28 protein-coding genes are annotated in these 26,645 nt (G+C 67.6%); 20 read left to right on the top strand and 8 right to left on the bottom strand.

The window, feature by feature from the left end:
• Positions 1 to 72: 72 nt before the first annotated feature.
• Complete coding sequence (locus NU1_RS07005) at positions 73 to 870, bottom strand: NUDIX hydrolase (protein ID WP_067518551.1); 798 nt, start codon at positions 868 to 870, stop codon at positions 73 to 75.
• Positions 871 to 946: 76 nt separating this feature from the next.
• On the opposite strand from NU1_RS07005, the gene nadA reads away from it, so the two are divergent.
• From nadA to nadC, 3 genes are all read left to right on the top strand, one after another.
• On the top strand, positions 947 to 1,984 hold the full coding sequence (gene nadA, locus NU1_RS07000; RefSeq protein WP_067518549.1) for a quinolinate synthase NadA: 1,038 nt from the start codon (positions 947 to 949) through the stop codon (positions 1,982 to 1,984).
• 278 nt (positions 1,985 to 2,262) lie between these two features.
• Entirely contained in the window at positions 2,263 to 4,065 is a 1,803-nt protein-coding gene (locus NU1_RS06990; protein ID WP_084521047.1) for an L-aspartate oxidase, read from the top strand.
• Positions 4,066 to 4,117: 52 nt separating this feature from the next.
• The gene (gene nadC, locus NU1_RS06985) at positions 4,118 to 4,978 is read left to right on the top strand and encodes a carboxylating nicotinate-nucleotide diphosphorylase (RefSeq protein WP_067518546.1); all 861 of its coding nucleotides are present in this window, start codon (positions 4,118 to 4,120) and stop codon (positions 4,976 to 4,978) included.
• Between the two features lie 770 nt (positions 4,979 to 5,748).
• Here the strand turns inward: nadC and NU1_RS06980 are convergent.
• Both NU1_RS06980 and NU1_RS06975 read right to left on the bottom strand, forming a co-directional pair.
• Positions 5,749 to 6,234: a tellurite resistance TerB family protein gene (locus tag NU1_RS06980; protein WP_067518544.1), complete on the bottom strand. Its 486-nt coding sequence runs from the start codon at positions 6,232 to 6,234 to the stop codon at positions 5,749 to 5,751.
• A 162-nt stretch (positions 6,235 to 6,396) separates the two neighbouring features.
• The gene (locus NU1_RS06975) at positions 6,397 to 7,575 is read right to left on the bottom strand and encodes a winged helix DNA-binding domain-containing protein (RefSeq protein WP_067518599.1); all 1,179 of its coding nucleotides are present in this window, start codon (positions 7,573 to 7,575) and stop codon (positions 6,397 to 6,399) included.
• 304 nt (positions 7,576 to 7,879) lie between these two features.
• Here NU1_RS06975 and NU1_RS06970 point away from each other — a divergent pair, with 304 nt between their 5' ends.
• The 4 genes from NU1_RS06970 (at position 7,880) to NU1_RS06955 (ending at position 12,380) form a co-directional block, all read left to right on the top strand.
• A complete protein-coding gene (locus NU1_RS06970; protein ID WP_067518542.1) occupies positions 7,880 to 8,812 on the top strand; it encodes an NAD-dependent epimerase/dehydratase family protein in 933 nt (310 codons plus the stop codon).
• A gap of 118 nt (positions 8,813 to 8,930) precedes the next feature.
• Positions 8,931 to 9,797: an arylamine N-acetyltransferase family protein gene (locus tag NU1_RS06965; RefSeq protein ID WP_067518597.1), complete on the top strand. Its 867-nt coding sequence runs from the start codon at positions 8,931 to 8,933 to the stop codon at positions 9,795 to 9,797.
• A 220-nt stretch (positions 9,798 to 10,017) separates the two neighbouring features.
• Positions 10,018 to 11,589, top strand: coding sequence for a serine/threonine-protein kinase (locus NU1_RS06960; protein WP_067518540.1), 1,572 nt, complete (start codon positions 10,018 to 10,020; stop codon positions 11,587 to 11,589).
• Between the two features lie 182 nt (positions 11,590 to 11,771).
• Positions 11,772 to 12,380, top strand: a complete 609-nt coding sequence (locus NU1_RS06955; protein WP_067518538.1) for a maleylpyruvate isomerase family mycothiol-dependent enzyme — start codon at positions 11,772 to 11,774, stop codon at positions 12,378 to 12,380.
• A gap of 121 nt (positions 12,381 to 12,501) precedes the next feature.
• Here NU1_RS06955 and NU1_RS06950 read toward each other — a convergent pair whose 3' ends face one another.
• The gene (locus NU1_RS06950; RefSeq protein WP_067518535.1) at positions 12,502 to 13,356 is read right to left on the bottom strand and encodes a helix-turn-helix transcriptional regulator; all 855 of its coding nucleotides are present in this window, start codon (positions 13,354 to 13,356) and stop codon (positions 12,502 to 12,504) included.
• Between the two features lie 137 nt (positions 13,357 to 13,493).
• Between NU1_RS06950 and NU1_RS06945 the strand changes: the two genes are divergently transcribed.
• Together NU1_RS06945 and NU1_RS06940 are read left to right on the top strand one after the other, a co-directional pair.
• Positions 13,494 to 14,582 (top strand): aldo/keto reductase, encoded by a 1,089-nt coding sequence (locus tag NU1_RS06945; RefSeq protein WP_212761722.1) that lies wholly within the window; start codon positions 13,494 to 13,496, stop codon positions 14,580 to 14,582.
• Between the two features lie 44 nt (positions 14,583 to 14,626).
• Positions 14,627 to 14,914: a putative quinol monooxygenase gene (locus NU1_RS06940; protein ID WP_067518533.1), complete on the top strand. Its 288-nt coding sequence runs from the start codon at positions 14,627 to 14,629 to the stop codon at positions 14,912 to 14,914.
• A 168-nt stretch (positions 14,915 to 15,082) separates the two neighbouring features.
• On the opposite strand, the gene NU1_RS44145 is transcribed toward NU1_RS06940, so the two are convergent.
• On the bottom strand, positions 15,083 to 15,337 hold the full coding sequence (locus NU1_RS44145; RefSeq protein WP_084521045.1) for an FHA domain-containing protein: 255 nt from the start codon (positions 15,335 to 15,337) through the stop codon (positions 15,083 to 15,085).
• Between the two features lie 179 nt (positions 15,338 to 15,516).
• On the opposite strand from NU1_RS44145, the gene hisD reads away from it, so the two are divergent.
• From hisD to hisI, 10 genes are all read left to right on the top strand, one after another.
• A complete protein-coding gene (hisD, locus tag NU1_RS06935; RefSeq protein WP_067518532.1) occupies positions 15,517 to 16,854 on the top strand; it encodes a histidinol dehydrogenase in 1,338 nt (445 codons plus the stop codon).
• Positions 16,851 to 18,011, top strand: a complete 1,161-nt coding sequence (locus NU1_RS06930) for a histidinol-phosphate transaminase (RefSeq protein ID WP_067518530.1) — start codon at positions 16,851 to 16,853, stop codon at positions 18,009 to 18,011. Before hisD ends, NU1_RS06930 begins: the two co-directional genes overlap by 4 nt.
• Positions 18,008 to 18,643, top strand: coding sequence for an imidazoleglycerol-phosphate dehydratase HisB (gene hisB, locus NU1_RS06925; protein ID WP_067518528.1), 636 nt, complete (start codon positions 18,008 to 18,010; stop codon positions 18,641 to 18,643). Before NU1_RS06930 ends, hisB begins: the two co-directional genes overlap by 4 nt.
• Positions 18,640 to 19,275, top strand: coding sequence for an imidazole glycerol phosphate synthase subunit HisH (gene hisH, locus NU1_RS06920; protein ID WP_067518526.1), 636 nt, complete (start codon positions 18,640 to 18,642; stop codon positions 19,273 to 19,275). Before hisB ends, hisH begins: the two co-directional genes overlap by 4 nt.
• Positions 19,276 to 19,348: 73 nt before the next feature.
• Positions 19,349 to 20,089 (top strand): YqjF family protein, encoded by a 741-nt coding sequence (locus tag NU1_RS06915; protein WP_067518524.1) that lies wholly within the window; start codon positions 19,349 to 19,351, stop codon positions 20,087 to 20,089.
• 109 nt (positions 20,090 to 20,198) lie between these two features.
• Complete coding sequence (gene priA, locus NU1_RS06910; RefSeq protein WP_067518522.1) at positions 20,199 to 20,930, top strand: bifunctional 1-(5-phosphoribosyl)-5-((5-phosphoribosylamino)methylideneamino)imidazole-4-carboxamide isomerase/phosphoribosylanthranilate isomerase PriA; 732 nt, start codon at positions 20,199 to 20,201, stop codon at positions 20,928 to 20,930.
• Positions 20,931 to 20,933: 3 nt separating this feature from the next.
• The gene (locus NU1_RS06905) at positions 20,934 to 21,752 is read left to right on the top strand and encodes an inositol monophosphatase family protein (protein ID WP_067518520.1); all 819 of its coding nucleotides are present in this window, start codon (positions 20,934 to 20,936) and stop codon (positions 21,750 to 21,752) included.
• The gene (gene hisF, locus NU1_RS06900; RefSeq protein WP_067518518.1) at positions 21,749 to 22,522 is read left to right on the top strand and encodes an imidazole glycerol phosphate synthase subunit HisF; all 774 of its coding nucleotides are present in this window, start codon (positions 21,749 to 21,751) and stop codon (positions 22,520 to 22,522) included. The genes NU1_RS06905 and hisF overlap by 4 nt, the downstream gene beginning before the upstream one ends.
• A gap of 112 nt (positions 22,523 to 22,634) precedes the next feature.
• Positions 22,635 to 23,051: a MarR family winged helix-turn-helix transcriptional regulator gene (locus tag NU1_RS06895; protein ID WP_067518516.1), complete on the top strand. Its 417-nt coding sequence runs from the start codon at positions 22,635 to 22,637 to the stop codon at positions 23,049 to 23,051.
• Between the two features lie 29 nt (positions 23,052 to 23,080).
• Complete coding sequence (hisI, locus tag NU1_RS06890; protein WP_067518514.1) at positions 23,081 to 23,428, top strand: phosphoribosyl-AMP cyclohydrolase; 348 nt, start codon at positions 23,081 to 23,083, stop codon at positions 23,426 to 23,428.
• 23 nt (positions 23,429 to 23,451) lie between these two features.
• Here hisI and NU1_RS06885 read toward each other — a convergent pair whose 3' ends face one another.
• The 3 genes from NU1_RS06885 to NU1_RS06875 form a co-directional block, all read right to left on the bottom strand.
• The gene (locus NU1_RS06885) at positions 23,452 to 23,925 is read right to left on the bottom strand and encodes a MarR family winged helix-turn-helix transcriptional regulator (RefSeq protein ID WP_067518595.1); all 474 of its coding nucleotides are present in this window, start codon (positions 23,923 to 23,925) and stop codon (positions 23,452 to 23,454) included.
• A gap of 196 nt (positions 23,926 to 24,121) precedes the next feature.
• The gene (locus tag NU1_RS06880; RefSeq protein ID WP_067518512.1) at positions 24,122 to 24,724 is read right to left on the bottom strand and encodes a permease; all 603 of its coding nucleotides are present in this window, start codon (positions 24,722 to 24,724) and stop codon (positions 24,122 to 24,124) included.
• A 160-nt stretch (positions 24,725 to 24,884) separates the two neighbouring features.
• A complete protein-coding gene (locus NU1_RS06875; RefSeq protein WP_067518511.1) occupies positions 24,885 to 25,514 on the bottom strand; it encodes a TetR/AcrR family transcriptional regulator in 630 nt (209 codons plus the stop codon).
• A gap of 87 nt (positions 25,515 to 25,601) precedes the next feature.
• Here NU1_RS06875 and NU1_RS06870 point away from each other — a divergent pair, with 87 nt between their 5' ends.
• Complete coding sequence (locus NU1_RS06870) at positions 25,602 to 26,633, top strand: SDR family oxidoreductase (RefSeq protein ID WP_067518509.1); 1,032 nt, start codon at positions 25,602 to 25,604, stop codon at positions 26,631 to 26,633.
• Positions 26,634 to 26,645: the final 12 nt, after the last annotated feature.

Raw genomic sequence — 26,645 nt, 5'->3', positions numbered from 1 at the left:
GGGTGGTTCCTGCCGGGGCGGGGTGGCTGTCGGTCGAACCCCGTGGAAGCCCGTCCTCGTTGACCGGCGAGGTCAGCTCGGTGGGCGCAGCGCGGCGAATTCGTCGGTGACGCGGATTTCGGTATCGGTGAACCGGTAGACGGCGGCCGGGCGGCCGCCCGTACGGCCGGGGGAGGCGGTCGCCCCGGTGGGGGTGATGACTTTGCGGCGGGTCAGGACGCGCTGGAGGTTGGTGGTGTCCACGTCGTATCCGAGTGCGGCGCAGTAGATTTCCCGGAGCGTGGACATGGTGAAGCGTTCCGGAGCGAGGGCGAACGCGATATTCGTGTAGGACAGCTTCGCGGCCAGGCGGGTGCGGGCGTGTTCGACGACGACACCGTGGTCGAACGACATATCCGGCAAGGCCGAGACCGGATGCCAGCGGGTGTCCGGTGGTAATCGCGGGTCGGCGGTCAGTGGCACCAATCCCAGGTAGGCCGAGGCGATACGGCGCGGTCCGGGTACACGCTGCGGATCGCTGAAGACCGAGAGCTGTTCCAGATGGGTCAGTTCGCGCACATCCACCTTCTCGGCCAACTGCCGCGCGGCCGAGGCGTCCAGGTCCTCGTCGTCGCGCAGTCGGCCGCCGGGCAGCGACCAGGTGCCCTTGGCTGGATCCAGGGCCCGCTCCCACAGCAGCACCGCCAATTCGGTGTGTTGGCCGGGTAAGCAGCGGTGGGCGATAGCGGGGCGTTGTGAACGGCCCTTCTCGGCCCGTTTCACCGGATCCGTACTCTCCGAATCGCCGCTACCTGCGGTAATAGCGCTGGGGAACCGTCGAACCTGGAACACCGCGGTGAGCGTTTCGTGGATGGTGCTACTATGGGCCACGTTTTCGATTGTAAGTCGAAAACCGGTTATATGCGAATCGGCGAGGTTGCCGGTCGCATGAGAGAAGGAGCCAGCCATGGCTGCACAAGGTGCGACGATGACGCTCGCCGAGCGCATCTCGGATGGTCCGTCGGGCTTCGGGGGAGTCGAACCCACGCCGGAATGGGCCCAGGAGATCAAGCGGCTGGCGCGCGAACGCAATGCCACCATCCTGGCGCACAACTACCAGCTGCCCGAGATCCAGGATGTCGCCGACCACGTCGGTGATTCGCTGGCGCTGTCCCGAATCGCCGCCGAGGCGCCCGAGGACACCATCATCTTCTGTGGCGTCCACTTCATGGCCGAGACCGCCAAGATCCTCAGCCCCGAGAAGACGGTACTCATTCCGGATCAGCGCGCGGGCTGCTCGCTGGCGGACTCGATCACCGCCGCGGATCTGCGGGCCTGGAAGGCCGAGTACCCGGACGCGCTGGTGGTGTCGTACGTGAACACCACCGCCGCGGTGAAGGCGCTCACCGATATCTGCTGCACATCCTCCAATGCCGTCGATGTGGTCGCCTCCATCGATCCCGACCGCGACGTGCTGTTCCTGCCGGACCAGTTCCTCGGTGCGCACGTCAAGCGCATTACCGGTCGCGAGAATATGCACATCTGGATGGGCGAATGCCACGTGCACGCCGGCATCAACGGCGATGAACTCAATGAGCAGGCCCGCACCCACCCCGACGCCGAACTGTTCGTGCACCCCGAATGCGGTTGCGCCACTTCGGCGCTGTACCTCGCGGGCGCGGGCGAATTCCCGTCCGACCGGGTGCACATCCTGTCCACCGGCGGCATGATCGACGCCGCCAAGGCCGCTAAATCGAAACAGGTCCTGGTCGCCACCGAGGTCGGCATGCTGCACCAGCTGCGAAAAGCCGCCCCCGGCATCGACTTCCAGGCCGTCAATGACCGTGCGTCCTGCCAGTACATGAAGATGATCACCCCCGCCGCGCTGCTGCGCTGCCTGCTGGAGAACCGCGACGAGGTGCACGTCGACCTCGAAACCGCGGCGCTGGCCCGCGGTTCGGTGCAGCGCATGATCGAGATCGGCAACCCCGGCGGCGGCGAGTGAGGTCGGTCCCGTACTCGGCGGCACCTTCGGCCGTCGAGGCACGGGCGCGGCGGGCCCTCGAACCGATCCAGCGGCGACCCGCCACGCGGTGTGGTGCCGGCCGACACCGACCGCGATCCGAGCTCACCTGGATCGGGGCGGGGCGTGACCGCCGCGTCGACCCGACCAGCGGAGTCGTTGCCGGGGCGGTACGCCCTCCGCGTCGCCGCTGACCTCGCGCGCGACCGCACCGAAATGGCAGGCGGCGTGCGTCTTTCCACCGGGAAGGGAGATATCCGGTGAGTATCACGATCAATTGGGAAGCCGAGGCCGATCTCGTAGTGGTCGGCGGCGGGGTCGCGGGGCTGACCGCGGCTCGGACCGCGTCGCTGCGCGGGCTGCGGGTACTGACCCTGAGTAAGGGTGGGCCCACCGATACCTCCACGCAGTATGCGCAGGGTGGAATCGCTGTTGTTGCCCCGCACGAGGATTCGGTGCAGTCCCATGTGCACGACACCGTGGTCGCCGGGGCCGGGCTCTGTGATGACGAGGCGGTGCGGTCCATTGTCGAAGGTGGACGCGATGCCGTCGCGGCGCTGACCGATCTCGGTGCGGTATTCGACCTCGCTCGCGATGGCGAGGTGTCGCGGACTCGCGAGGGTGGGCACAGTACGCGGCGGATTATCCATGCCGGTGGGGATGCCACCGGGGCCGAGGTGCAGCGGGCGCTCAACGCGGCCGGGCTGCCGGTGATCTTCGGTGCGGCCGTGGTGGAGGTCATTACCGGCGCGAATGGTGTGCAGGGTGTTGTCGCGCTGTCGGACCAGGGCTTCGGCCTGGTGCACGCACCCGCCGTACTCCTGGCGACCGGTGGGCTCGGGCAGCTGTACGCGTGCAGTACCAACCCCGCCGGTGCGACCGCCGACGGTATCGCCCTGGCGCTGCGGGCGGGGGCGACGGTGGCCGATCTGGAGTTCGTGCAGTTCCACCCCACCGTACTGTTCGCGCGCGGCGGGCTCGGGCGGCGACCGCTCATTAGCGAGGCGGTGCGCGGTGAAGGTGCGGCGCTGGTTGATACCCAGGGCAATTCGGTGACCGCCGGGGTGCACCCGCGCGGTGATCTCGCTCCCCGCGATGTGGTGTCGCGTGCCATCGCCGCCCGGATGCAGCAGCTCGGCACCGATCATGTCTACCTCGACGCGCGTGCCATCGACGGTTTCTCGCAACGCTTTCCGACTATCACGGCGTCCTGCCTGGCCGCCGCGATCGACCCGCGTACCGGCCTGATCCCGGTCGCCCCCGCCGCGCACTACCAGTGCGGCGGGGTGGTCACCGATACCCACGGCCGCACCACCGTTCCCGGGCTCTACGCGGCGGGGGAGGTCGCCCGCACCGGTCTGCACGGTGCCAATCGGCTCGCCTCCAACAGCCTGCTCGAGGGACTGGTGGTCGGTGAGCGCGTGGGCGCGGCGGCGACCGAACGCCTCGGCGAATCCGCGCGCATTACCGATACCGGGCCGTTGACACTGCCCCGTGTGCCCCGAACCCCCCTGCAGCAGTTGATGACCGAGCACGCATCCGTTGTCCGCGATGGCGACGGCCTGCGCGCGGGTGTGCTGCGGCTACTGCGACTGCTATCGGAGAGCGGAACCGCCGCGTCATCGCGCACCGCGATCGAGCAGACCGACGCCCGTCGATCCGCCGACCGCGGACGTGGGACCGACGATATCGCGGCACCGTGGAATGGACAGCCGAATACCTCCGGAGCGCAGCAGGACTCGCGCGCCGACGGAAGGCTCCAGCCCGCGGCCTCGGTGCCGGGAACGCTGGCCGGGGCGCTGACGGATTCCGCTGCGACCCCGACGGTTTCCGATGTCGAGGACGCCGCGCTGACCCTGACCGCTCGCGCCATGCTCGTCGCGGCGGCGGCACGTACCGAAAGCCGCGGCTGCCATACCCGTTCGGACTATCCCGAGCCCCGCGAGGAATCGCGCCGCAGCATGGCCATCCGCCTGGGCGACGACGGTCGCCCGCAGTTGGTCACCGAGGGCTGGGAGGTGACACCGGCGTGGACCCGCGAAGTGGTGCCGAGCGTCCTGTGAGAACAGCGCCGCGGCAGCGTAATTCCCGTTCAACACAGCTAGGAGTGCAGTAATGGCTCTCGATCCCGGACTCGATCGCGACGAGGTGCTCGCGCTCATTCGGACCGCTCTCGATGAGGATCTGCGATACGGGCCCGATATCACCACGGTCGCAACGGTTCCCGCCGAGGCCGTCGCGAAGGCGGCGATGGTTTCGCGGCAGCATGGAACGGTGGCCGGGCTCGATGTCGGGCTGCTGGTTCTCGATGAGGTGATCGGGGCCGGACATTACGAGGTCAGCGAGCGGGTCGCGGACGGCACCCGGGTCGCGCCCGGGGATGCGGTGCTGCGCGTGGTCGCACCGACCCGCGCGCTGCTCACCGCCGAACGCACCCTGCTGAATCTGGTCTGCCACCTCTCCGGCATCGCCACCGCCACCGCCGAGTGGGTGGACGCGGTGGCGGGCACCGACTGCCGAATCCGCGACAGCCGCAAGACACTTCCCGGCCTGCGGGCCCTACAGAAGTACGCGGTCCGCGTCGGCGGCGGCGTCAACCACCGCATGGGGCTCGGCGACGCCGCACTCATCAAGGACAACCACGTGGTCGCCGCCGGATCGGTGGTAGCCGCCCTACACGCCGTCCGCGCCCTCGCCCCCACGATCGAATGCGAAGTCGAGGTCGACAGCCTCGACCAACTCGACGCCGTCCTGGCCGAAGACGTGGAACTGGTCCTCCTCGACAACTTCCCCCTCTGGGCCACCCAGGCCGCCGTCCAACGCCGCAACACCCGCTCCCCCCGAACCACACTCGAATCCTCCGGCGGCCTGACCCTCGACGCCGCCACCGACTACGCCCGCACCGGCGTCGACTACCTGGCCGTAGGAGCCCTCACCCACTCCGTCCGAGTCCTGGACCTCGGCCTCGACATGTGAGTAAGCCCAACTCTCGGGACTCTCAGGGGCTTCGCCCCCGAACCCCAACTGTGGGCGCGGGTTCCAGTCATGCCCTGGGACCGGTGGAGATCCCGATCGCAGAGCTCTCACGGGCTCGTCGCCGACACCATCGACCCGACTACTCCCGCCCGGCCCGCCGCCGCCACAACGGCCGCTGTTCGGTTGACGCACCGGGTGGTGCGGCTGGGCGGGCGTCCCTTCCGTAGGAGCCTGTCCTGGAGTGCTGGGCGACTCCCCTGCTGTGTGCGCGGTTTCGGATCGCCGAGCCGGACTACCAGCGGCGTCCGGCGCGGCCGGATTCGCCACGGGCCGGCCCCCAACGGCGGGTGCGGGTCCCAGTGTGCCCTCGGGATTGGCGGAGGGTCTCCCGACTCGCGGTGGTCAGGGGCTTCGCCTCCGAACCACGAACGGTGGGTGCGGGTTCCAGTCGTGTGGTGGAGGGTCCCGACTTTCGGGGCGCTCAGCGGCTTCGCTCTCGACCCCCAACCGTGAGTGGAGGTTCCGTCCGCGGCTTGCGGTCGGTGGAAGCCCAGCTTGCGGGGGCTCTCTGAGTCTTTGCATGCTGACCCATGTGCGCGTGTGCAGGTTCCAGCCGCGATCGAGAGTGGTGGGGAGGTTCCAACCTTCGGGGCCCGGCCGGATCTGACACCTAACCCCTGTGCGCGTGCACGGGATGCAGCTGCGGCAGGGAACTGGAGGCGGCTACTCGCAGGGTGCCGCCAGCAGTTCCCCTTCGGCCGAAGTGTCGGCTAGATGCCGAATTCTTCGGGGTCGAGGTGGAGGGCCTGGCAGGCTTCGCGGACTGCGGATACCTCGTGTTGGTCGAAGTTGCCGTCGGCGTTGCCGATCATGATGCCGATTTGGATCACCGCGCGGGCTTCGGTGGGTTTGCCGGTGGCCTTGGCGATTTGCTGCATGACGTAGGCGCGGCCGAAGGCGGGGTCCATGGCGATGCGGTTGCAGTTGTCCTCGAAGAGGATGCGCAGTTCATCGATGGGGAATTGCCGCAGGATCGGGTCCGCGCCGATGAGTTGGGCTATGCGGGTGCGTTCGGCCGGATCGATACTGCCGTCCGCGGCGGCGACCAGTGCGCAGATGCCCATGGTGGAGTCGCGGAAGGTGCCGCCGCGCAGATCATTGCGCTTGGCCAGTAACTGCTCCCGCCACTTCGGTGCGGTCTCGATCAATTTGCTGATCGTGCCGGCGTTGTAGAGGAAACGGTTGAGGAAGGCCATGACACACTCCGAGATAGAAGTCCGGACCAGCACACCCCCGTGCCCGGACCATGCAGATGTACCAGCCGACCCTAACAGGCGTCGGAGCGGGCGACACCCCGGCGAATTCCCGCGGGGTACAACGGCTCCGGCGGGCGCGATCCGACGGGGACGGCCCGGTGGTTACGCGGTGAGTTCGCGTTCCAACGGTGTGCGGAAGCGGGGGATCGGGCGGACGTCGCCGTACCAGTTGGTGCGACGGGTGACCTCGGCCTCGATCAGTCGGTGGGCGTCGGTGCCCACGTCTTCCAATAGCCGCCAAGCGATTTCACCGTCGGAGCGCTGCGCCCAACCGCCGACAATGCGGCCGTCCCACCATACGGAGGGGCCGATATTGCCATTGCGGTCGAACAGCGCCGGGGCGTGCGGGCCGAGGTACCAGTCGCGGGACTGCCAACCCATGGGGGTGGGGTCGAGGGCGGGAAGCAGCGCGGCCCACGGTTCGGGGGTGGGCACCGGATCCACATCGTCGGCCAGCACCAGACCGGTCACGCCGTCCAGGTCGACTTCGACGGTATCCAAGTGCCGCAGGGCTTTTCGCACCTCCCCGGTGGTCCACCCGGTCCACCACTTGATATCGCTCACCGGCGCGGGTCCGAAGGCGAACAGCCACCGGCGCACCAACTCCGCCCGCGCGTCCTCGGCCGACAGCTTCGGCACCCCAGCGGGCAGCCAGGATTCGATCGGCGCCCAGGTGTACTGGCTGCTCGACCAACTCCCATTGGGCCGCCCCCGCACAATGCGTCCCTCCGCACCCAATGCCACCAGCACCCACGTGGTGATATTCGATGGCTTCGAATACGACTTGCCGGGCGCGGCATCCACCTGCGTCCGCAAGCGCGGCACCTCCTTACTCAACTGCGCCCCGGTCGCGCTGCCCCGCGCGAGCAGCGCCGCATGTGTCTCCGCCTCGACCTCGGCCAGCCACGTCGCGATATCGCCGTCGACGACCCCGGCCTGCTCGATATACCGCCCGTAGGTCCGACGCTGCTTATCCGCCAACGCGTCCGCACACGACGCCTGCAATACCGGCACCAGCTCGAGCGGCGCGACGAACATGGTCCGCCGCATGGCCAACATGCGCAGGAGCGTCCGATCCTCGTAGAGCGCCTTCTCCACATGCCCGGGCTCGACCTCGCGACTGCGCGCCGCCACCGAGAGGAATACCGTCGCCGGATCGGTGGCATGCAACACCACCATGGCGCGCACGATCTCCTCGACATCGTCCACCCGCGTCTCGGGCGCGAGTAGGTGCCGAACGGCCAAGCGCGCGCGCCGCTGCGCGACATCTATCGAACGCATGCGCGAATCGTAACCGTACGCTACGACATCGGACGATCGAACTGTTCGTGTCGTTCCGTGCTGGACGTGAGGTCGCCATGCCGCACGGTCGCCCTCGCCATTCGCGCTGGACACCTTCGTCACTCCGGTGCGTTCTCGGTCGGAATCCACAGCCCGCAGTGGTGGATATCGGCCGAAAGCCTGGCCTGCTCGAGGTCCGAGGCTATGGTCCCGAACAGTGGTATCCATGATGGCGCGAACGGCCATGGGCGGTGCCCACCCCGATCGCTAGGCTCGATATCGAACCGAAACGGGGAGGTGCGCCATGAAAGTCGTGGTGGCAGGCGCGACCGGTGCCATCGGACGCCCACTCGTCGCCGCACTGCGCCGATCCGGGCATCTCGTCTACGCCCTCACCCGCGGTGGTCGCGGCACCGAACTGGTACGAGCGCTGGGCGCGACACCCGTCGTCGCGAACGTGCTCGATCGCGAGGCACTGCTTCGCGCCGCCGACGGGCTCGCGGCCGACGCCGTCATCCACGAGCTCACCGCTTATAAGCATTCCCCGCCAACGCATTACCGCAGTCCCGGCCTGCGACGCACCAATACCCTGCGCGATATCGGCAGCCGCCATCTCGTCGAATTCGCGAAAGCTGTCGGCGCGAGCCGGTATCTGACGCAATCGCTGATCCTCGGTTACGGCCTGCGCGATCACGGACCCGAACCCGTCACCGAACTCGCTTCCTTCGGCCGCCCCCAAGGTGATGCGAACGACCCCTTCCTCGCCGCCCTGCACGCGGCCGAGGACCAGGCCTGGCAGTCGGGAATCGAGGGAATTGCGCTGCGCTACGGTCTGTTCTACGGCCCCGGCGCATCCGCCACTTTCACACGGGCCTTGAGACTGCGCATGCTGCCACTGCCATCGAGCGGTACCGGAAGTATGGGATTCATCCATATCGACGACGCCGCGGCCGCCACCGTCGCCGCACTCGACAACGGCCGTGCGGGCCAGGCGTACAACATTGTCGACGAGGAACCCGTCACCTGGGACGCCATGCTGGACGCCATGGCCGCCGCTATCGGCGTCCGCCGTCCACTGCGCGTTCCGCCTCGCCTGCTGCGCCTGACCACCCCACTGGTCACCGCTCAGATGCTGGATCTGTCGATCCGGGTATCCAATGCCAAGGCCACATCCGAACTGGGTTGGAAACCGGCAATACCCACCTATCGCGAGGGCGTCCGGACTTTGATCAGCTGATCCTGGTGCGGCGGTCACATTTGGCGGGACCGACCAGTTTGCTTCTGGCATGCTGGCTCGGAACAGTTTTGCCCCGAACGGTGTTGATCGAAACGAACCCGAGCAGTTGGAGGCGATGATGAGCACCCCGGTCGACCCGTCCTACCAATGGTGCGGCGCGGAATTGGACCTGGACGCCTACCTCGCGCGCATCGGCTACACCGGCGACCGCGCCCCCACCTCGGCAACTCTGCGCGCCCTCACCTACGCGCACACCACCAGCATCCCGTTCGAGAACCTGGAAGCCATTCTCGGCCGCGCAATACCCCTTGACTTGAAAACCCTCCAGGACAAGATGATCCGCCGTCGTCGCGGCGGCTACTGCTACGAGAACGTCGCCCTCTTCGCCGCCGCCCTGGAACGCCTCGGGTTCGAATTCAACGGCCTCTCCGCCCGCGTCACCATGGGCGCACCCGGATTGCGGCCCGCCACCCACGCCATTCTGCGCGTCCTCATCGACGGTCGAGCCTGGCTCTGCGATGTCGGCTTCGGTGCCGGTCCACTCGAACCGATCGAGCTGATCGCGGACCGCGGCGAATTCACCCTCGGCGCCTGGCGTTACCGGCTGGAACGCGCCGAGAACGCGCTCGGCGTCGAAGAGTGGACCCTGCACCACTTCGGCCGCGACGGCTGGATCGACCGGCACACCGCATCGGTGACCCCGAGCTACCGCGTCGACTACGAGGTCGGGAACCACTACGTGTCCACCTGGCCGCGTTCCCCGTTCGTCACCCGGCCCTTCGTGCAGCGCTTCCTGCCCGAGGTCCACCACGTCCTCGACGGCACCACCTGGACCACCGAATACCCCGACGGCACCGGCGAGACCCGCGAACTGGCCCACACCGACCTGCCGAAGCTGCTCGCCGAGGTCTTCGATATCGAACTCGACGCCGCCGATGCGGCCGAACTGGCGCGCGGCGGCTGGTCCGTGCGTCCCGAAGGGTGATTCTCACCGCACACTGTCATCGACGTTTTCCCAGCTGGTAACGCCGCGATCACCTGATTGCGAGGAGGATCTCAGCGAGATCTCAGTCATATCTCGCGCTGACGTCGGCGCGATGGCCAGAGCCCGCTACACTCATCCGGGGAAACACGCGGGCAACCGCGTCGACTCATTCATTCATTCGCGCGGAGAACTTCGGAGTAGTGCCATCGAAACCGGCCAAGTGATCGCAGGGCATTACCGCCTGGTCGAACGGATTGGTAGCGGCGGCACAGGTGTCGTCTGGCGCGCCATCGACGAGCGACTGGAACGGTCGGTGGCGGTCAAGCAGATCCTCACCCAACCGAGCCTGTCGCAGTCGGACAAGGACATCGTGAAGCAGCGCGCGGCCCGTGAGGCCCGCAATGCCGCCCGCTTCCAACATCCCAACGCCATCGTGGTATTCGACATCACCGAGCACGAGGGCGACCCGTGCCTCGTGATGGAATATCTACCGTCGCAGAGCCTGGCGGTGGTGCTGTCCTCGCAGGGCACGCTGCCGCTGCCACAGGTGGCGCGCATCGGCGAGCAGGTGGCGTCGGCACTCATTGCCGCGCATCGGGTGAGCATCGTGCACCGCGACGTCAAACCCGGCAATATCCTGCTCGGCGACAACGGGGCCGTGAAGATCACCGATTTCGGTATCTCCAAGGCCAAGGGCGATGTGACCCTCACCGCGACGGGCTTGATCTCGGGCACCGCCGCCTATCTCGCGCCGGAGGTGGCGCGCGGTGCGGAACCGACGCCCGCCGCCGACGTTTTCGCGCTGGGCGCCACGCTCTTCCACGCGCTCGAGGGTGAACCGCCGTACGGCACCAATCCGAATCCGCTCGCACTGCTGTACGCGGCGGCCAACGGGCAGCTCAGCGAACCGCGCAATGCGGGCCCGCTCGAAGATCTGCTGCGCCGACTGCTCAGCTTCGAGCCGGAGGACCGGCCGAGCATGCACGAGGTGCGCGACCGGATGGCCGATTTCGCCGAGATCGGACCCGATGCCGAGGCCACCCGCGTCATGGCGTCGCGCCGTCCGCAACACGACCGTCAGGCCGAACCGCAGCGTCGCCCCGCGCCACCGCGACCGCCCACCCGGCCGCTGGACCGCCGACCGGCCGCCAATGCCGATATCCCCACCGGTGCGGTCAGTGCCGCCGCGCTATTGGAGACCACCCCGCCGCCGCGGCCCCCGGCCTCATCCGGGCCGACCACGCACAGCGGACTGGAACCGCATACCGACGGACCGAACCGGAAATTCATCTGGATCGCCCTTGCCGCGGTTTTGGCGGTGGTCGCCGGTGTCTTCATCGCGGTGAATGCCGGCGGCGGAGATTCGGACGGCACCGCGGGCGGACCCTCCACCTCGAATGTGACCGGACCTCCCACGACCACCACCAGGGGCTCCGCGCTGGGCCAGGCCGAGAGCGTCGGTAGCGTGCAGGTCGGCGCTGCCGGAACGGTGATCAACCAGTTCTACTCCTACATTCTCGACGGTCAGTACGGGTCGGCGTGGAATCTGCTGACACCCGCCGCGCAGCAGGTCTACGGCAGCCAGAACGCCTTCCAGCAGTACTGGTCGGAAAACCAGATCCAGGGCTACCAGAACATCAGCGGCGCGCGTGGCGGCAATAGCCAGAACGCCGACGGTTCGGTGGATATGGTGCTGGCCTCGATCACCTACGGCGGTAGCAGTAAATCGGTGGATCTGCGGGTCATCGACACCGGTAACGGCAACCTGCAGATCGACAGCGATACCCAGTGATGTCCTCTCCCGCCCGCGAGGGCGGGAGATTCTCCGAGTTGGCAATCTGCCTGAATGTTTCGCGGCACTGTCTGTCAGACGATCTCGCAACTGGTTGGTGCGCGGCGCCGTGCGGTCACGCTGCTGGGGCAACAGTGTCAAACGCTCTATCGCGGAAGCATTGCGCTGGTTAGTCTTTCGGTATGAACGTGCGGGGGATGCTCCATGAGGAGCGTGCGGAGCTGGTGGAACTGCTGCGCTCGCTGACCAACGAGGAATGGGAGACGCCCACGCTGTGTGCGGGGTGGCGGGTGCGGGATCTGGTGGGGCACTTGCAGACCGACACCGTGTCATTGCCGAACTATCTGTTGATGACCGTGCGTGCCGGATTCGCCGTCGATCGCGTCAATCAGGCCCTGGTGGACAGGTTCGCCGCGCTGCCGCCGCAGGAACTGGTGGATCGGCTGGCCGGGTCGAACGGCTGGTTCACGCGCTTCTCGCCCGGACTTGCCCTGTCCGACATGTTCGTTCACCAGCAGGATATTCGCCGCCCGCTCGGCCGACCCCGCACGGAGATTCCGGCCGGGCGGCTGCTGGCTGTGTTGAACTACCCGGACCCGTTCGCCAAGCCCAAGCGCTATCTGCGCGGATTGCGCTGGGAAGCAACCGATGTGGACTGGACCAAGGGCTCCGGTCCGCTGGTGCGGGGGCCTGGTGAAGCTCTCGCCCTGGCAATGGTCGGCCGCACCGTCGCGCTCGCGGACCTGGAGGGCGACGGCGTCCCGACGCTGCGGGAGCGCTGCACCCCCTGAACGTGCCGCGCCGCTCACCGGCGACAGCGTCCTTTATTCGGAGTGCTCTGCCCCGTCATCCGGCGTGTGCTTGGTCGGGATCCACACCTTCGATGCGCCAACGAGTTTCGGTGGAACGCTGTCAGCGACCCACATCGGATGGCGCATCGGCTGCCCAGGTCGTCAACAGGCTCAATGCCGCCGCGCTGGGGGAGTCCGGTTCCACCGTATGGGCGACGAGCGCCTGATCCGGATCGTCGGGCAGACGCAGAGTTTCATAGCCGAGGTCGAGACGGCCCACCACGGGATGCAGGTAGACATAGCGGCCGTGGGTCTTGTCCCTGAGTTCGTGGCGTTCCCACAGGTCGCGGAAATCCGCACTACTCCGGCACAATTCGTCGATTAGAGCGGCAATGCCCGCGTCATTCGGATTACGCGCGGCATCGAGGCGCAGATAGGCCACCACATCGGCGGCCTTGCCCTGCCAGTCCTCGTAGAGCTCGCGCATGCCCTCATCGAGGAAGACCATCCGGGCGAGATTGCGCTCACACGGTGGGAGAGCGCCGAAATCGGTGATGAGGGCGGCGGCCGAGCGGTTCCAGGCCAGCACATCGGTACCGCGGCCGACGATGTAGGAGGGAACATCGGCCGCTTCCAGTAGCCGCCGCAGCCCCGGCCGCACCTGCTGTTCGCCGGGTGACTCTTCCCCGGACCACGGCCGGGCCAGCCGGTACAGATGATCGCGCTCCACCGGATTCAATCGCAGCGCCCGCGCCACCGCATCCAGTACTGATTCCGAAAAGTGCAGGGTGCGGCCCTGTTCGAGCCGCACATAGTGGTCCACGCTGACCCCGGCCACCATGGCCAATTCCTCGCGGCGCAGGCCCGGCACGCGGCGGCGAGCGCCATGATCGATCAGGCCCACCTCCTCCGGCCGCAGCCGCGCGCGGCGCGAGCGCAGGAATTCGCCGAGTTCGGCGCGTCGGTCCAAGGTCATGGGACCAGTATCCAAGGCGGCGGAATGGGCATCCTGGTCATCGCGTGCCCAGGCTCGCGCGGCACTGTTTACCTCGCCCGCGACCGGCGAAAGTAGTGCTCACAGCCGGAACGGATCCGGTACCGGAGGAGATTTCGATGAGCACAGCGTCACGCGCGGCCTCGGTGAGGGGCGACGGTCAGGCGACGGGTGAGCACGGCACCCGCCCGCTCGGCGACACCGGCATGGAGATCACCCCGCTCGGCTTCGGCACCTGGGTCATCTCGGGTCCCGGCTGGGAGTACTCGTGGGGTGCGACCGATGACGCCGACTCCATCGCCGCCATCCGGCACGCGGCGGACAGCGGCATCAACTGGATCGACACCGCCCCCGCCTACGGCCTCGGCCATTCGGAGGAACTCATCGGCCGGGCGCTGGCCGATATCCCAGCGGCCGACCGCCCCTACATCTTCACCAAGACCGGACTGGTCTGGTCGGACGGTGACGACCGCTCCGGCCCGCCGCGCCGCATTATGCGACCCGATGTCGTTCGCGCGGAATTGGAGGCGTCTCTGCGCCGCCTGCGGGTCGACCACATCGACCTCTACCAGGTGCACTGGCCCGATACCGGCGATGTATTCGTCTACCGGGAAGAGGGCGAGATCTCGGCCGACGCCACCCCGCTGCAGGAGTACTGGCAGGTAATGGCCGATCTGAAGAAGGAAGGCAAGGTCCGCGCCATCGGCCTGTCCAATCACGATGCGGCGCAACTCGATATAGCCGAAGACATCGCCCACGTGGATGCCATCCAGCCACCGTTCTCCGCCATCAACCGCACCGCCGCCCCCGAAATCGCCTGGGCGCGTGCGCACAACACCGGCGTCATCGCCTACTCCCCGCTGCAATCGGGCCTGCTCACCGGTGCGTTCACCGCCGACCGCGTGCTGTCGACCGACGACTGGCGTTCCGGCAGCGCCGATTTCACCACCGACCTGCCCGCCAACCTGGCCCTGGTCGACGCGCTGCGCCCCATCGCCGCCCGGTACGGCATGGCCGTCGCCGAAGTCGCCCTGGTCTGGGCCATCTCCTGGCCCGGTGTCACCGGAGCCATTGTCGGCGCCCGCAATCCCGCCCAGATCGACGGCTGGGTCGGAGCCCGGACCTTCACCCTGACCCCGACGGATCTGAACGAGATCGCCGCCGCGATCACCGCCACCGGCGCGGGTACCGGCCCAGCTCACCCCTGACCACGTCGATCCCCGCCCGGCAACCGAACCCGAAGGAGCCTCCCATGACCGTGCACCTCATCGCCGAATTCCGCGCCCGCCAAGGCCAGGAGGACCGTCTCCGCACTGCCCTGGAAGCCATGATCGAACCCTCGCTCGCCGAACCCGGTTGCCTGGCCTACCGGCCCTTCGCCGACCCCAATGATCGGGCGCACATGGTGCTGCTGGAGGAGTGGACGGGCCCGGACGCCATCGACGTCCACTTCGCGACCCCCCACTTCGAGCACGTCAAAGGCGTACTGGACCGCATCCTGGCCGAACCGCTCACTATCCGCCGACTCGTCGCCGAGTAACCCTGGCTCCGCCTCGAGGTTTGTGCGAGAGCTCCTCGGGTTCCGCCTCCCGGAACAGGAGAGATGCCATGGGAATTCGGACATGGCGATATAGCGAGCGAGGAATGACAGCGTCCAGAGGAGTCGCCATCTGTGCGGCGCTGGCCGCCGCGACGACGGCACCGTCGATCAACGGGGGCTTGGTGTTCGAGCCCCTACTGGTAGGCCCCCGCTCACCGAGCCGAGATGGTGCGCCACCACCCCGGCGGCGCGCACCACCAGGCGGGCGTGAGATCGGCTCACCCGGGCATCATCGGGTGTCAGATCATTGTCGTTGCTGCGGCCGATGCGCACGCCCGATCCGGGGCGAATACGTAGGAGCGACGAAGCGGTGACCACCGTCGGTTGCTGGGCGTGGGCCCCAGGGTCGAGGGCTGGTGGCATCCCGCCGTCACACCCTGCCGATGTGACCTGCGTCGCAGCGATCGTGCACCGCGCGACCCGAGCGCGGTGCGGCACGTATGCGCTGGCATCGACCCGATAGTCTGGTAGCTGGTCGTGGCCGGTTCCGGCCGGGTACCCGACCCCTTGATGATCAGCACAGACAAGGACTGCACAGCGCTATGACAAGCCGCATCGAGCTCGCCCGCGTGGATCTGCGCGGACGTACTCCCACCACCGCCGAACTGCGCGCGGCACTGCCGCGCGGGGGAGTGGACGTGGACTCGGTGCTGCATCATGTGCGGCCGGTCGTGGAGGATATTCGCGATCGGGGCGTCGCGGCGGCGCTGGACTACAGCGAGAAGTTCGACGGTGTGCGTCCCGCCGCCGTGCGGGTTCCGGCCGCCGAGCTCGGTCGGGCCCTCGCCGAGCTGGACCCGTCGGTGCGGGCCGCGCTCGAGGTCGCCATCGAACGCACCCGCAAGGTGCACGACGATCAGCGCCGCACCGATAAGACCACCCAGGTGGTGCCCGGCGGCACCGTCACCGAGCGCTGGGTGCCCGTCGAACGGGTCGGCCTGTATGTGCCGGGCGGCAATGCCGTCTACCCGTCCAGCGTCATTATGAATGTGGTCCCGGCACAGGCCGCCGGGGTCGAATCCCTGGTGGTGGCCTCGCCGCCGCAGGCCCGGTTCGGTGGACTGCCGCACCCGACCATTCTGGCCGCCGCCGAACTGCTCGGCGTCGACGAGGTGTGGGCGGTCGGCGGTGCGCAGGCCGTGGCGCTGCTGTCCTACGGCGGTATCGATACCGATGGCGCGCGGCTGGAACCGGTCGACATGATCACCGGCCCGGGCAATATCTATGTGACCGCCGCCAAACGGCTGTGCCGTGGACTGGTCGGCATCGACGCCGAGGCCGGCCCCACCGAGATCGCGATTCTGGCCGACGGCACCGCCGACCCCGCACATGTGGCCGCCGACCTCATCTCACAGGCCGAACACGATGTCCTCGCCGCCAGCGTGCTGGTGACCGACAGCGTGGCATTGGCCGATGCGGTCGACGCCGCGCTGACCGCGCAGACGGCCGTGGTCAAACACCACGACCGGGTCGCGGAAGCGTTGTCCGGCAAGCAGTCCGGCACCGTACTCGTCGACGACATCGCGCAGGGTCTGCGCGTCGTCAATGCCTACGCCGCCGAACACCTCGAGATCCAGACCGTCGACGCGCCCGCCGTCGCCGCCCGGGTGCGCAGTGCCGGAGCGGTTTTCGTCGGTGCCTGGTCGCCGGTCAGCCTCGGTGACTACTGCGCGGGCTCCAACCACGTACTGCCCACCGCCGGATGTGCCCGGCACTCCTCGGGTTTGAGCGTGCAGACCTTCCTGCGCGGCATTCACGTCGTCGACTACTCCGAGGCCGCGCTGAAGGATGTCGCCGGACACGTGGTGGCGCTCGCCAATGCCGAGGATCTGCCCGCACACGGTCAGGCCGTGCAGGTGCGGTTCGGGGCGCTGTCATGAGCGAGCGCGGCGAGGGAACAATCGTCACGGCCTCGGTGACCGTGCCCGGTGCGGGGATCAGCCTCGACGAACTGCCGCTGCGGGACAACCTGCGCGGTAAGAAGCCGTACGGCGCACCGCAACTCACCGTGCCGGTACAGCTCAATACCAATGAGAACCCGCACCCGCCGAGTAAGGCCCTCGTCGACGATGTCGCCGAATCCATTCGCGCGGCAGCGGTCGACCTGCACCGATACCCCGACCGCGACGCCGTCGCGCTGCGTGCCGATCTCGCCGCCTACCTGACCCGGCAGACCGGCGTCCCGGTGGATGTCTCGAATGTGTGGGCGGCCAACGGTTCCAATGAGATCCTGCAGCAGTTGCTGCAGGCCTTCGGCGGGCCCGGACGCAGTGCGATGGGTTTCGTGCCGTCCTATTCGATGCACCCGATCATCTCCGAGGGCATCGATACCGAGTGGGTGGAAGCCAAGCGTGGTGGCGACTTCGCCCTCGATATCGACTACGCCGTCACCGTGATCGGTGAACGCCGTCCCGATGTGGTGTTCGTGACCAGCCCCAATAACCCGACCGGGCACAGCATTCCGCTCGGCGACCTGGAGCGGATCCTCGATGCCGCCCCCGGCATCGTGGTGGTGGACGAGGCGTACGGTGAGTTCTCCTCCGCACCGTCGGCCATTTCGCTCATCGACCGGTACCCGGCGAAACTCGTTGTCAGCCGCACCATGTCGAAGGCGTTCGCCTTCGCGGGCGGACGCCTGGGGTACCTGGCCGCCGCGCCCGCCGTTATCGACGCCATGCTGCTGGTGCGCCTGCCCTACCACCTGTCCGTGGTGACTCAGGCGGCCGCGCGCGCGGCGCTGCGGCATGCCGACGAAACCCTGGGCAGCGTCGCCGAACTCGCCGCACAGCGGGATCGGGTGGCGGAAGCGTTGACCGGCTTGGGCTTCGACGTGATTCCCTCCGACGCCAACTTCATCCTGTTCGGCTACTTCGCCGATGCCCCGCGAGCCTGGCAGCGCTACCTCGACGAGGGCGTGCTGATTCGCGACGTCGGTATCCCCGGCTATCTGCGCGCCACCATCGGCCTGGCCGCCGAGAACGACGAGTTCCTGCGCGCCAGCGCGAAATTGGTGTCCGAGGAGCTGATCTCCCGATGAGTAGTACGGAAGCGAGAATGGACCGAATCGCGCGGGTGGAACGCACCACCCGGGAATCCAGCATTGTCGTCGAACTCAATCTCGACGGCAGCGGTAAGACCGACATCTCCACCGGGGTGCCGTTCTTCGACCACATGCTCACCGCATTCGGTCAGCACGGCAGCTTCGACCTGACCGTGCAGGCCAAGGGCGATATCGAGATCGAGGCCCACCATACGGTCGAGGACACCGCCATTGTCATCGGCCAGGCCCTCGCCCAGGCGCTCGGTGACAAGAAGGGCATCCGCCGCTTCGGTGACTCCTACATCCCCATGGACGAAACCCTCGCCCAGGCGATCGTGGATGTCTCCGGCCGCCCCTACTGCGTGCACACCGGCGAACCGGAACACATGCTGCACGCCATTATTCCCAGTGTCGGTGCGGGAGCGTCGTATTCGACGGTGATCAACCGCCACGTCTTCGAATCCATTGCCTCGAACGCGCGCATCGCCCTGCACGTCCGCGTGCTCTACGGCCGCGACCAGCACCACATCACCGAGGCCGAATTCAAGGCCGTCGCACGGGCGCTGCGGGCCGCCGTCGAATACGACCCGCGCGTGAGCGGCGTCCCCTCCACGAAGGGAACGCTGTGAGCCCCAAGAAGCTGGCCCTGCTCGACTACGGCTCCGGCAATCTGCACTCCGCCGAACGCGCCCTGGTGCGCGCCGGCGCCGAGGTCACCGTCACCGCCGATCCCGAAATCGCCTTGAACGCGGACGGTCTCGTCGTCCCCGGCGTCGGCGCGTACGCCGCGTGCATGGCGGGTCTCAAAGAGGTACGCGGCGAACGCATTATCGGCAAACGTCTCGCCGGGGGCCGCCCCGTTCTCGGCATCTGCGTGGGTATGCAGATCCTCTTCGAGCGCGGCGTCGAATTCGGCGTGGAGACCGAAGGCTGCGGCGAATGGCCCGGCACCGTGGAGCGGCTGCAAGCCCCCGTCCTCCCACACATGGGCTGGAACACGGTCGCGGCCCCGGCGGACAGCGTCCTGTTCGCGGGCATGGACCCCGACACCCGCTTCTACTTCGTCCACTCCTACGCCGCCCAGAAATGGGAATGGAACGACGACGGCAGCCTCGACCCCGCCAAACTCACCTGGTCCGAACACGGCGTCCGCTTCCTCGCCGCCGTCGAGAACGGCCCACTGTCGGCCACCCAGTTCCACCCGGAGAAGTCCGGCGACGCGGGGGCCCACCTGCTGCGCAATTGGGTGCGATCGCTGTAGGCCGGCCCGCCGAGTAACCGGTCCGTCACCACTGTGACGACGGCTCGGTCCTCGTTCGGCGGAGAATGGGTCCATGGCAATGCAGCCACCCGTGACCGCCGACCACGACATTCCGGTCTCGCCGGTGCGGCAGACCTGGCGTGATGTGGTGTTCCTGCACTGGCCGATCGCCCCGGAGACGGTCCGCCCACTGCTGCCGCCGAATACCGAGCCGGATGTGGTCGACGGAACCTGCTGGGTCGGGGTGATCGGGCTGCGGATGGCGGGGCTGCGGTTCGGTGGTATTCCGTATCCCAGCTTTCGCGAGCTCAATGTGCGGCTCTACAGCGTGGATGCAAGTGGTCGGCGGGGCGTGGTTTTTCGCACCATGGAGGCGACGGATCCGACCTTCGCGGCGCTGTCGCGGGCGAGTTTGGCGCTGCCTTACACCTGGGCGGATATTTCGTGTGACCGTGTCGGCACCGAGATCGCCTACCGCACCGCACGCCGCTACCCGCCTCCGGAGGGAGCGGGTGTGCGGTGTCGAGTCGCCGTTGGGGAAGCGATTGAGCCGACCGAGCTGGAATCCGCGCTCACCGCCCGCTGGTCGCTGCACCAGGGTTGGTACGGCCGCACGCTACAGATCCCGGTCGCGCACGAAATATGGCCGTTGCGCCGCGCTGAACTCCTCGACTGGCACGACGAAGGCCTGTTCGCGGCCTGTGGCGTACCCACACCGACCGGCCCACCGCACAGCGTGCTGTACGCGGCGGCCGTGACTGCCCGCTTCGGATCGCCGACCCCCGTGCGGCTCAACGGCATCGGGCACCGCTAGGCCGCCTCGTTCCGCTGCCGGAGGTGGCCCATGCCACGATCGGGTGATCGCGCCCGCATCACCCCAGGCCGACGCGGGGGCACCGACCAGCAACCATTAAGCTGCCTACGTGAGTCTTGTGCTGCTACCCGCCGTCGATGTCGCCAATGGTGAGGCCGTCCGCCTCGTGCAGGGGGAGGCCGGTAGTGAAACCAGCTACGGTTCCCCGCGCGATGCCGCCCTCGCCTGGCAGAACGATGGCGCCGAGTGGGTGCATCTGGTCGATTTGGATGCCGCGTTCGGCAAGGGCTCGAATCGGGAACTGCTGGCTCAGGTGGTCGGCGAGCTCGATGTGAAGGTGGAGCTGTCCGGCGGTATTCGCGATGACGAATCGTTGAAAATGGCCCTGGCTACCGGCTGCGCGCGCGTCAACCTCGGCACCGCCGCCATCGAGAACCCGCAGTGGTGTGCCCGGGCCATCGGCGAATACGGCGACCGCATTGCCGTCGGCCTGGATGTGAAGCTCATCGACGGCGAATGGCGGCTGCGCGGGCGCGGCTGGGTGACCGACGGCGGCGATCTGTGGGAGGTGCTCGAGCGGCTCGAGCGCGACGGCTGCTCCCGCTACGTGGTCACCGATGTCGGCAAGGACGGCACCCTCACCGGCCCCAATCTGGAACTGCTGAGCCACGTCGCCAATGCCACCGACGCGCCGGTCATCGCCTCCGGAGGCGTTTCCACTCTCGACGACCTACGCGCCATCGCGACCCTGGTCGAGGAGGGCGTGGAGGGCGCGATTATTGGAAAGGCCCTGTACGCGGGCCGTTTCACCCTGCCCGAAGCGCTCGAAGCGGTCCGCTAGCGGATGGCCGCCGACCTCGCCGCACTGCTCGCCACCGCGAGCCAGGTACTCGACGCTGCCGCACCGCGTTTCGTGGAGGGGCTCGGAGCCCCCAGCGCGGTTCAGAAGGGCCGCAACGATTTCGCGACCGCACTCGATCTCGAGATCGAGCGCAAGATCTCGGAGCAGTTGAGCGACCGCACCGGAATCCCGGTGCACGGTGAGGAATTCGGTGGCCCCCAGCTGACCTCGGGTACTGCGTGGGTACTCGACCCCATCGACGGCACCTTCAATTACTCGGCCGGACATCCCCTTTCGGGCATGCTGCTGGCCCTGGTCGAGGACGGCGTACCGGTACTGGGCCTGACCTGGCTGCCGGTACTCGGCCAGCGCTACGCCGCTGCGGTCGGCGGCCCGGTTCTGCTCAACGGCGTCCCGCTGCCCCAGCTGGAACGGGGCAAACTGTCGGACTCCATGATCGGCTTCGGTACCTTCAACCTCGACGGTGAGGGCCGCATCCCCGGCCGCTTCCGTTTCAATCTGCTGGGGGCGCTCAGCCGCCTGTCCGGTCGCATGCGCATGCACGGCTCCACCGGAATCGACTTGGCGTACACCGCATCCGGTGTGCTGGGCGGTGCCGTGATCTTCGGCCACCACCCGTGGGACAACGCCGCCGGAGTCGCGCTGGTGCGCGCCGCGGGCGGTGTCGTCACCGACCTGCTGGGTGAGGCCTGGACCATCGAATCCGGGTCGGTGCTGGCGGCCGCGCCCGGAGTGCACGAAGAACTACTGGACATGATCAGCGTGTGTGTCGATCAGGTCCGAGGAGAGGCGAACCAATGACGTTGGCAGTACGCGTGATTCCCTGCCTGGATGTCGACGCCGGTCGCGTCGTCAAGGGTGTCAACTTCGAAAACCTGCGTGACGCGGGCGATCCGGTCGAACTGGCCGCCGCCTACGACGCCCAGGGCGCGGACGAACTCACCTTCCTCGATGTCACCGCCTCCACCGGCGACCGCGGCACCATGATCGATGTGGTCACCCGCACCGCCGAGCAGATCTTCATTCCGCTCACCGTCGGCGGCGGGGTGCGCACCGTGGCCGATGTGGATCGGCTGCTGCGCGCGGGCGCGGACAAGGTGTCGGTGAATACCGCCGCCATCGCCAGACCCGAAGTGCTGCGCGAGATGTCGGAGCGCTTCGGCTCGCAGTGCATTGTGCTCTCGGTCGACGCCCGCACCGTACCCGCGGGCGGGGAACCCACCCCGTCCGGCTGGGAGGTCACCACCCACGGCGGTAAGCGCGGCACCGGCATCGACGCGATCGAATGGGCCATTCGAGGTGCGGAACTCGGCGTCGGCGAGGTCCTGCTCAACTCCATGGACGCCGACGGCACCAAGGCCGGTTTCGACCTGACCATGATTCGCGCGGTGCGCGCCGCCGTCTCGGTCCCGGTCATCGCCAGCGGTGGTGCGGGCACGGTCGGCGATTTCGCCCCCGCCGTCGAGGCCGGCGCGGATGCGGTACTCGCGGCCAGCGTCTTCCACTTCGGCGATCTCACCATTGGACAGGTGAAGGACGCCATGCGCTCCGAGGGCATTACCGTCCGCTGAACGCCGAATATCCGAAACCGCCCTGCCAAACGCTCGGTTGGGGCGGTTGCCGTCCGCTGTATGTATACGCAATTACCTTGCGCGGCCAGAAGTATGCATGTACAAATAAGTTATGTCGAACGCCCAGCGCGACGAGCAGATGTGGAACCGGGTCATCGCCCTGCACGCCCAGGTCGAACAGCGCCTCGCCACCACATTGCAGCGCACGCACGGGCTGGGGCTGTCCGAGTACCGTGCGCTCGGTTTCATCGCCGAATCGTCGGCGGGGGAGCTGCGCATGCAGGACCTCGCCAATCGCCTCGGCCTCAACCAGAGTTCGGTGACCCGCCTGGTGGGACGTCTCGACACCGCCGGGTTCGCGCACCGCGACCTGTGCCCGGATGATCGGCGCGGCGTGTACACGGTAATCACCGACACGGGCCGCGAGCGCTACCTCGCTGCCCGCGACACCTACCGCGCCACCCTCACCGCCGCCCTCGACGAGGCCCCCGACGGTGCCGCCGCCGCCCTGCGGACCGCGCTGTCATGACCGCGCGCGCTGACTGCTGTAATGAAGGAATGAGCCTCGACCCCGCCATCGCCACCCGCCTCAAGCGCAATGAGGCGGGGCTGGTCGCCGCCATCGCGCAGGAGAAAAGCACCGGCGATGTGCTCATGATGGCGTGGATGGATGACGAAGCACTGGCCCGTACGCTGGAAACCCGTAAGGCGACCTACTATTCGCGCTCGCGGCAGCAGTACTGGGTGAAGGGCGAGACCTCCGGCCACACCCAGTACGTACACGAGGTCCGCCTCGACTGCGACGGTGACGCCATTCTGCTCATCGTCGACCAAGCGGGCGCGGCCTGCCACACCGGCACCCACACCTGCTGGGACGGGGATGTGCTGCTGCCCGAATCGGCCTGAGCCGGAGAACTTTTCCGGGTCGGTCAGGGAGTGTCGGAACCGCGACCGGCGCGTCCGATACCGCGCGTGATGCCGCGTTCCATCTGCGCCACAATGGCCTCACCGACTTCCAGGAGCTGCTTGGTCTGTTCGGTATCCAAACCGTCGAATACCAAGCCGCGCACCGTTTCCAGATAACCCGGTGCGGCCTCGGTGACCTTGTCGAACCCGGCGTCGGTCAGGACCGCCTGCGCACCGCGCCGACCCGCAATGGTGGCGCGCTGTGCCCAGCCGAGTCTTTCGAGTTTCGACACCACATGTGACAGCCGTGATAGCGATGCATTTGCTTTCTTGGCCAGCTCGTTCAGTTGCAGCCGGTGCCCCGGTTCTTCGGACAGCAGCGTCATCACGAAGAACTCGAAATGGGTAATTCCGGATTCACGTTGCAGCTGGGTATCCAGAGCGGCGGGCAGTCGGGTGGTCAGCGCGATGACAGTACGCCAAGCTCGCTGTTCCATCGGATTCAACCAGGTGGTCACCGTGCGCCCTCTCGTAGCAGCCAAGTGACCTTCGTTCGTTGATCTCTGTTCCGCGGCTAGCGGAGTTCAACCAACAGTCACCCGCGAAACAAAGTTTGCCACGATTTCGCTCAGCAGTCACGGGCCTTGGTGAATGACGTGACATCAGTCACGTGTCGCCAGCTGCGATGACGAGTCAGAGGCCGCCCGGGTCCGGCGCTGTCGCGGGCTCGGCGGACTTTTGTGCTGGGGCGCTCTGTTTTTCCGGTGCCGACCGCTCTTTGATGGCACGGTGCCGCCGTAATCCCCTGCGCACCACTAGAAATGCCACAAGCGCGAATAGCGCCGCGGCGATGATCGCACCCGCGAGACAGGCGCCGCGGAAGCCGGGAGCGTCCACATCGAGAATTCGCTCTCCCGCGTGGGCGGCATTGCTGTTACCGAGCACGATGGTCAGAGTCATGAGATTTGGTACGGCCGTCACAATCGCCAGGATGGCCATGGCGCCCGCGATAAACCGCCCGGCCCGTTTCTTCCAAATCATTACCGAGGACAACAAAAGGAGCAGTGGTACAGCCGTACATACGATGCCGAGGATGAGCCCGTACCAGATTCCCTTACCGAAACCGCCGCCCACCATTTCCGCGATGCGCTGTGCCCACCACCGCGGAATGAATGCCGCCAAAATGACGTATGTCAGCCACAGCACCGCGGCGAGGATCAACCCCCCGATGATCCGATTGCGCCATTTGACGAAGGATCCCTTGTCGTCCGTCGGGTACTCGCTGGGCGTCGTCATGGCGATAGCGTATGCCCGGAATGGGCGTCTGCCGGGAAGCGCCACTCCGCTGTGACGGGCCGAATCAGCGGGTTTGCTCGAGTATCGCCCGTAGGTTGGCGGTGGGTTAGCCCGTCGATTCCGTCGTCTCGGCCGCACGATCCGGTCGAGTTCGCTCGATTCAGTCGCGCGAGCGTGTGGAATCGACCAGTTCGGCGAACAGTCGGGTAATGCGATCGGTGAGTTCGGGGACCGTGGTGCCGAGCATTTTCGCGCGCTCGGGGAGCTTGCCATCGACGCTGAGCGAGGCCAGGCCGTGGGCCAGGCTCCACCACGTCATGGCGAGGAGTTGCGCATCGGCGGCTCGTAGGTCCCCGGATTCGACGGCCGCGGCGACGGCCTCGGACAGAACGGCGAAGGTGGCCTCGCCCGCCGCGGTGGTATCGGGATGTTTCTCGGGCTGGGAGAGCTCGGGACGGAACATGAGCCGGAAGTAGGAGGGCTGCTCGCGGGCGAATCGGGCGTACGCGTCGGCGAGGGTGGCGAGGCCGTCCAGGGGTGTGGTCGCGCGGTCGCGGGCGGCGATGAGTTCCTCGCGCAGCAGTTCGAAGCCGCGGGTGGACAGCGCCGCGAGCAGGGCGGCACGGTCGGTGAAGTGGTGGTACGGCGCGCCCGGGCTCACGCCCGCCTCGCGCGCGACTCGGCGCAGGCTCACCGCGGCCAGGCCCTCGGTCTCGATCAGCTGCAGCGACGCGCGCAGCAGTTCCTCGCGGAGGTCACCGTGGTGGTAGCGGGGTTTGGTCGACGCCATGCGATGAGCGTAAGGGGTTGACAGGTCCGGTCTCACCAATCTATACATTGATTAGATTCTAAACACTGCTTAGATCGGAGCTGGCCAATGTCGGATCGTGTTCTCGTAACCGGGGTTTCGGGATATCTCGCCGGGCACATCGTCACCGAACTTCTCGATCGGGGTTATGCGGTGCGCGGCACCGTTCGCTCGCTCGGCCATCCGGAAACCACCGCTCACCTGCCCGGCATCGAGCTGGTGGCGGCCGACCTGACCGCCGACGATGGCTGGGCGGAAGCCGTGGCGGGCTGCCGGTACGTCGTCCACGCCGCCTCGCCGTTCCCGGGCAGCGAACCTGACCACGAGGACGACCTGGTGCGCCCGGCCGTCGACGGCACCCTGCGCCTGCTGCGCGCGGCGGAGGCGGCGGGTGTCGAACGGGTGGTGCTCACCTCGTCGGTCGCCGCGGTCCGCGTCGGGCATTCCGTCCGGTGCACCGAGGACGACTGGTCCGACCCGGCGGCCTGCAATGCCTATGAGAAGAGCAAGACCCTCGCCGAACGCGCGGCCTGGGAATTCGCCGAGGAGCGACCGGGATTCGAATTCACGGTCGTCAATCCGGGCATGATTCTGGGGCCGGTCCAGCGACCGGAGGCGCGCACCTCCGTCGACGGCATCCGAATCCTGCTCGCCAGGGAAATGCCCGGCGTCCCGAATATCGGCTTCGCGACCGTGGACGTCCGCGACCTCGCCATCGCCCACCGCCTCGCCATGGAATCACCCCGGGCCGCGGGCAATCGCTACATCTGTGCGGGAGACCAGGTTTCGCTCCCGGAGATGGCCGAGATCCTCGCCGCCCGCTACCGCATCCCTACCCGGGTGCTGCCGAACTGGTTGGTGCGCATAGTGGCCCGATTCAATCCCGACGCCGCCACCGCCGCCCGCTACCTGGGCAGGCGCGAGGCGGTGAGTTCCGAGAAAGCCGTCCGGGAACTCGGCTGGACCATGCGCCCGGTCGCGGACACGCTCGTCGACACCGCGGAAAGCCTTATCCGCCTGGGCGTCGTGGCAGACCCGGGCCCGTCCCGACGGGCATCGAACGGCGCCACCGCCGATCGCCGATCGGCCTCGACCAGCTGAAAGGTCGGCACC

Origin of the sequence: Nocardia uniformis NBRC 13702 (assembly GCF_001613345.1) — a bacterium.
In the GTDB taxonomy this organism is placed as follows: domain Bacteria; phylum Actinomycetota; class Actinomycetes; order Mycobacteriales; family Mycobacteriaceae; genus Nocardia; species Nocardia uniformis.
Note: the sequence above shows the minus strand (reverse complement) of the source record. Positions and strands in the feature narration are given on the sequence as shown.

Excerpts from the sequence above, each read along its gene's own strand:
- NU1_RS06970 (WP_067518542.1), top strand. The coding sequence starts at position 7,880 with ATGAAAGTCGTGGTGGCAGGCGCGACCGGTGCCATCGGACGCCCACTC.
- NU1_RS06885 (WP_067518595.1), bottom strand. The coding sequence starts at position 23,925 with ATGGAACAGCGAGCTTGGCGTACTGTCATCGCGCTGACCACCCGACTG.
- NU1_RS06870 (WP_067518509.1), top strand. The coding sequence starts at position 25,602 with ATGTCGGATCGTGTTCTCGTAACCGGGGTTTCGGGATATCTCGCCGGG.
- NU1_RS06950 (WP_067518535.1), bottom strand. The coding sequence starts at position 13,356 with ATGACCTTGGACCGACGCGCCGAACTCGGCGAATTCCTGCGCTCGCGC.
- nadA (WP_067518549.1), top strand. The coding sequence starts at position 947 with ATGGCTGCACAAGGTGCGACGATGACGCTCGCCGAGCGCATCTCGGAT.
- NU1_RS06880 (WP_067518512.1), bottom strand. The coding sequence starts at position 24,724 with ATGACGACGCCCAGCGAGTACCCGACGGACGACAAGGGATCCTTCGTC.
- NU1_RS06905 (WP_067518520.1), top strand. The coding sequence starts at position 20,934 with ATGGCCGCCGACCTCGCCGCACTGCTCGCCACCGCGAGCCAGGTACTC.
- nadC (WP_067518546.1), top strand. The coding sequence starts at position 4,118 with ATGGCTCTCGATCCCGGACTCGATCGCGACGAGGTGCTCGCGCTCATT.
- NU1_RS06895 (WP_067518516.1), top strand. The coding sequence starts at position 22,635 with ATGTCGAACGCCCAGCGCGACGAGCAGATGTGGAACCGGGTCATCGCC.
- NU1_RS06930 (WP_067518530.1), top strand. The coding sequence starts at position 16,851 with ATGAGCGAGCGCGGCGAGGGAACAATCGTCACGGCCTCGGTGACCGTG.
- NU1_RS06975 (WP_067518599.1), bottom strand. The coding sequence starts at position 7,575 with ATGCGTTCGATAGATGTCGCGCAGCGGCGCGCGCGCTTGGCCGTTCGG.
- NU1_RS06875 (WP_067518511.1), bottom strand. The coding sequence starts at position 25,514 with ATGGCGTCGACCAAACCCCGCTACCACCACGGTGACCTCCGCGAGGAA.
- NU1_RS44145 (WP_084521045.1), bottom strand. The coding sequence starts at position 15,337 with ATGCCACCAGCCCTCGACCCTGGGGCCCACGCCCAGCAACCGACGGTG.
- hisB (WP_067518528.1), top strand. The coding sequence starts at position 18,008 with ATGAGTAGTACGGAAGCGAGAATGGACCGAATCGCGCGGGTGGAACGC.
- NU1_RS06980 (WP_067518544.1), bottom strand. The coding sequence starts at position 6,234 with ATGGCCTTCCTCAACCGTTTCCTCTACAACGCCGGCACGATCAGCAAA.
- hisI (WP_067518514.1), top strand. The coding sequence starts at position 23,081 with ATGAGCCTCGACCCCGCCATCGCCACCCGCCTCAAGCGCAATGAGGCG.
- NU1_RS06945 (WP_212761722.1), top strand. The coding sequence starts at position 13,494 with ATGAGCACAGCGTCACGCGCGGCCTCGGTGAGGGGCGACGGTCAGGCG.
- hisF (WP_067518518.1), top strand. The coding sequence starts at position 21,749 with ATGACGTTGGCAGTACGCGTGATTCCCTGCCTGGATGTCGACGCCGGT.
- NU1_RS06965 (WP_067518597.1), top strand. The coding sequence starts at position 8,931 with ATGAGCACCCCGGTCGACCCGTCCTACCAATGGTGCGGCGCGGAATTG.
- NU1_RS06915 (WP_067518524.1), top strand. The coding sequence starts at position 19,349 with ATGGCAATGCAGCCACCCGTGACCGCCGACCACGACATTCCGGTCTCG.
- hisD (WP_067518532.1), top strand. The coding sequence starts at position 15,517 with ATGACAAGCCGCATCGAGCTCGCCCGCGTGGATCTGCGCGGACGTACT.
- NU1_RS06955 (WP_067518538.1), top strand. The coding sequence starts at position 11,772 with ATGAACGTGCGGGGGATGCTCCATGAGGAGCGTGCGGAGCTGGTGGAA.
- NU1_RS06940 (WP_067518533.1), top strand. The coding sequence starts at position 14,627 with ATGACCGTGCACCTCATCGCCGAATTCCGCGCCCGCCAAGGCCAGGAG.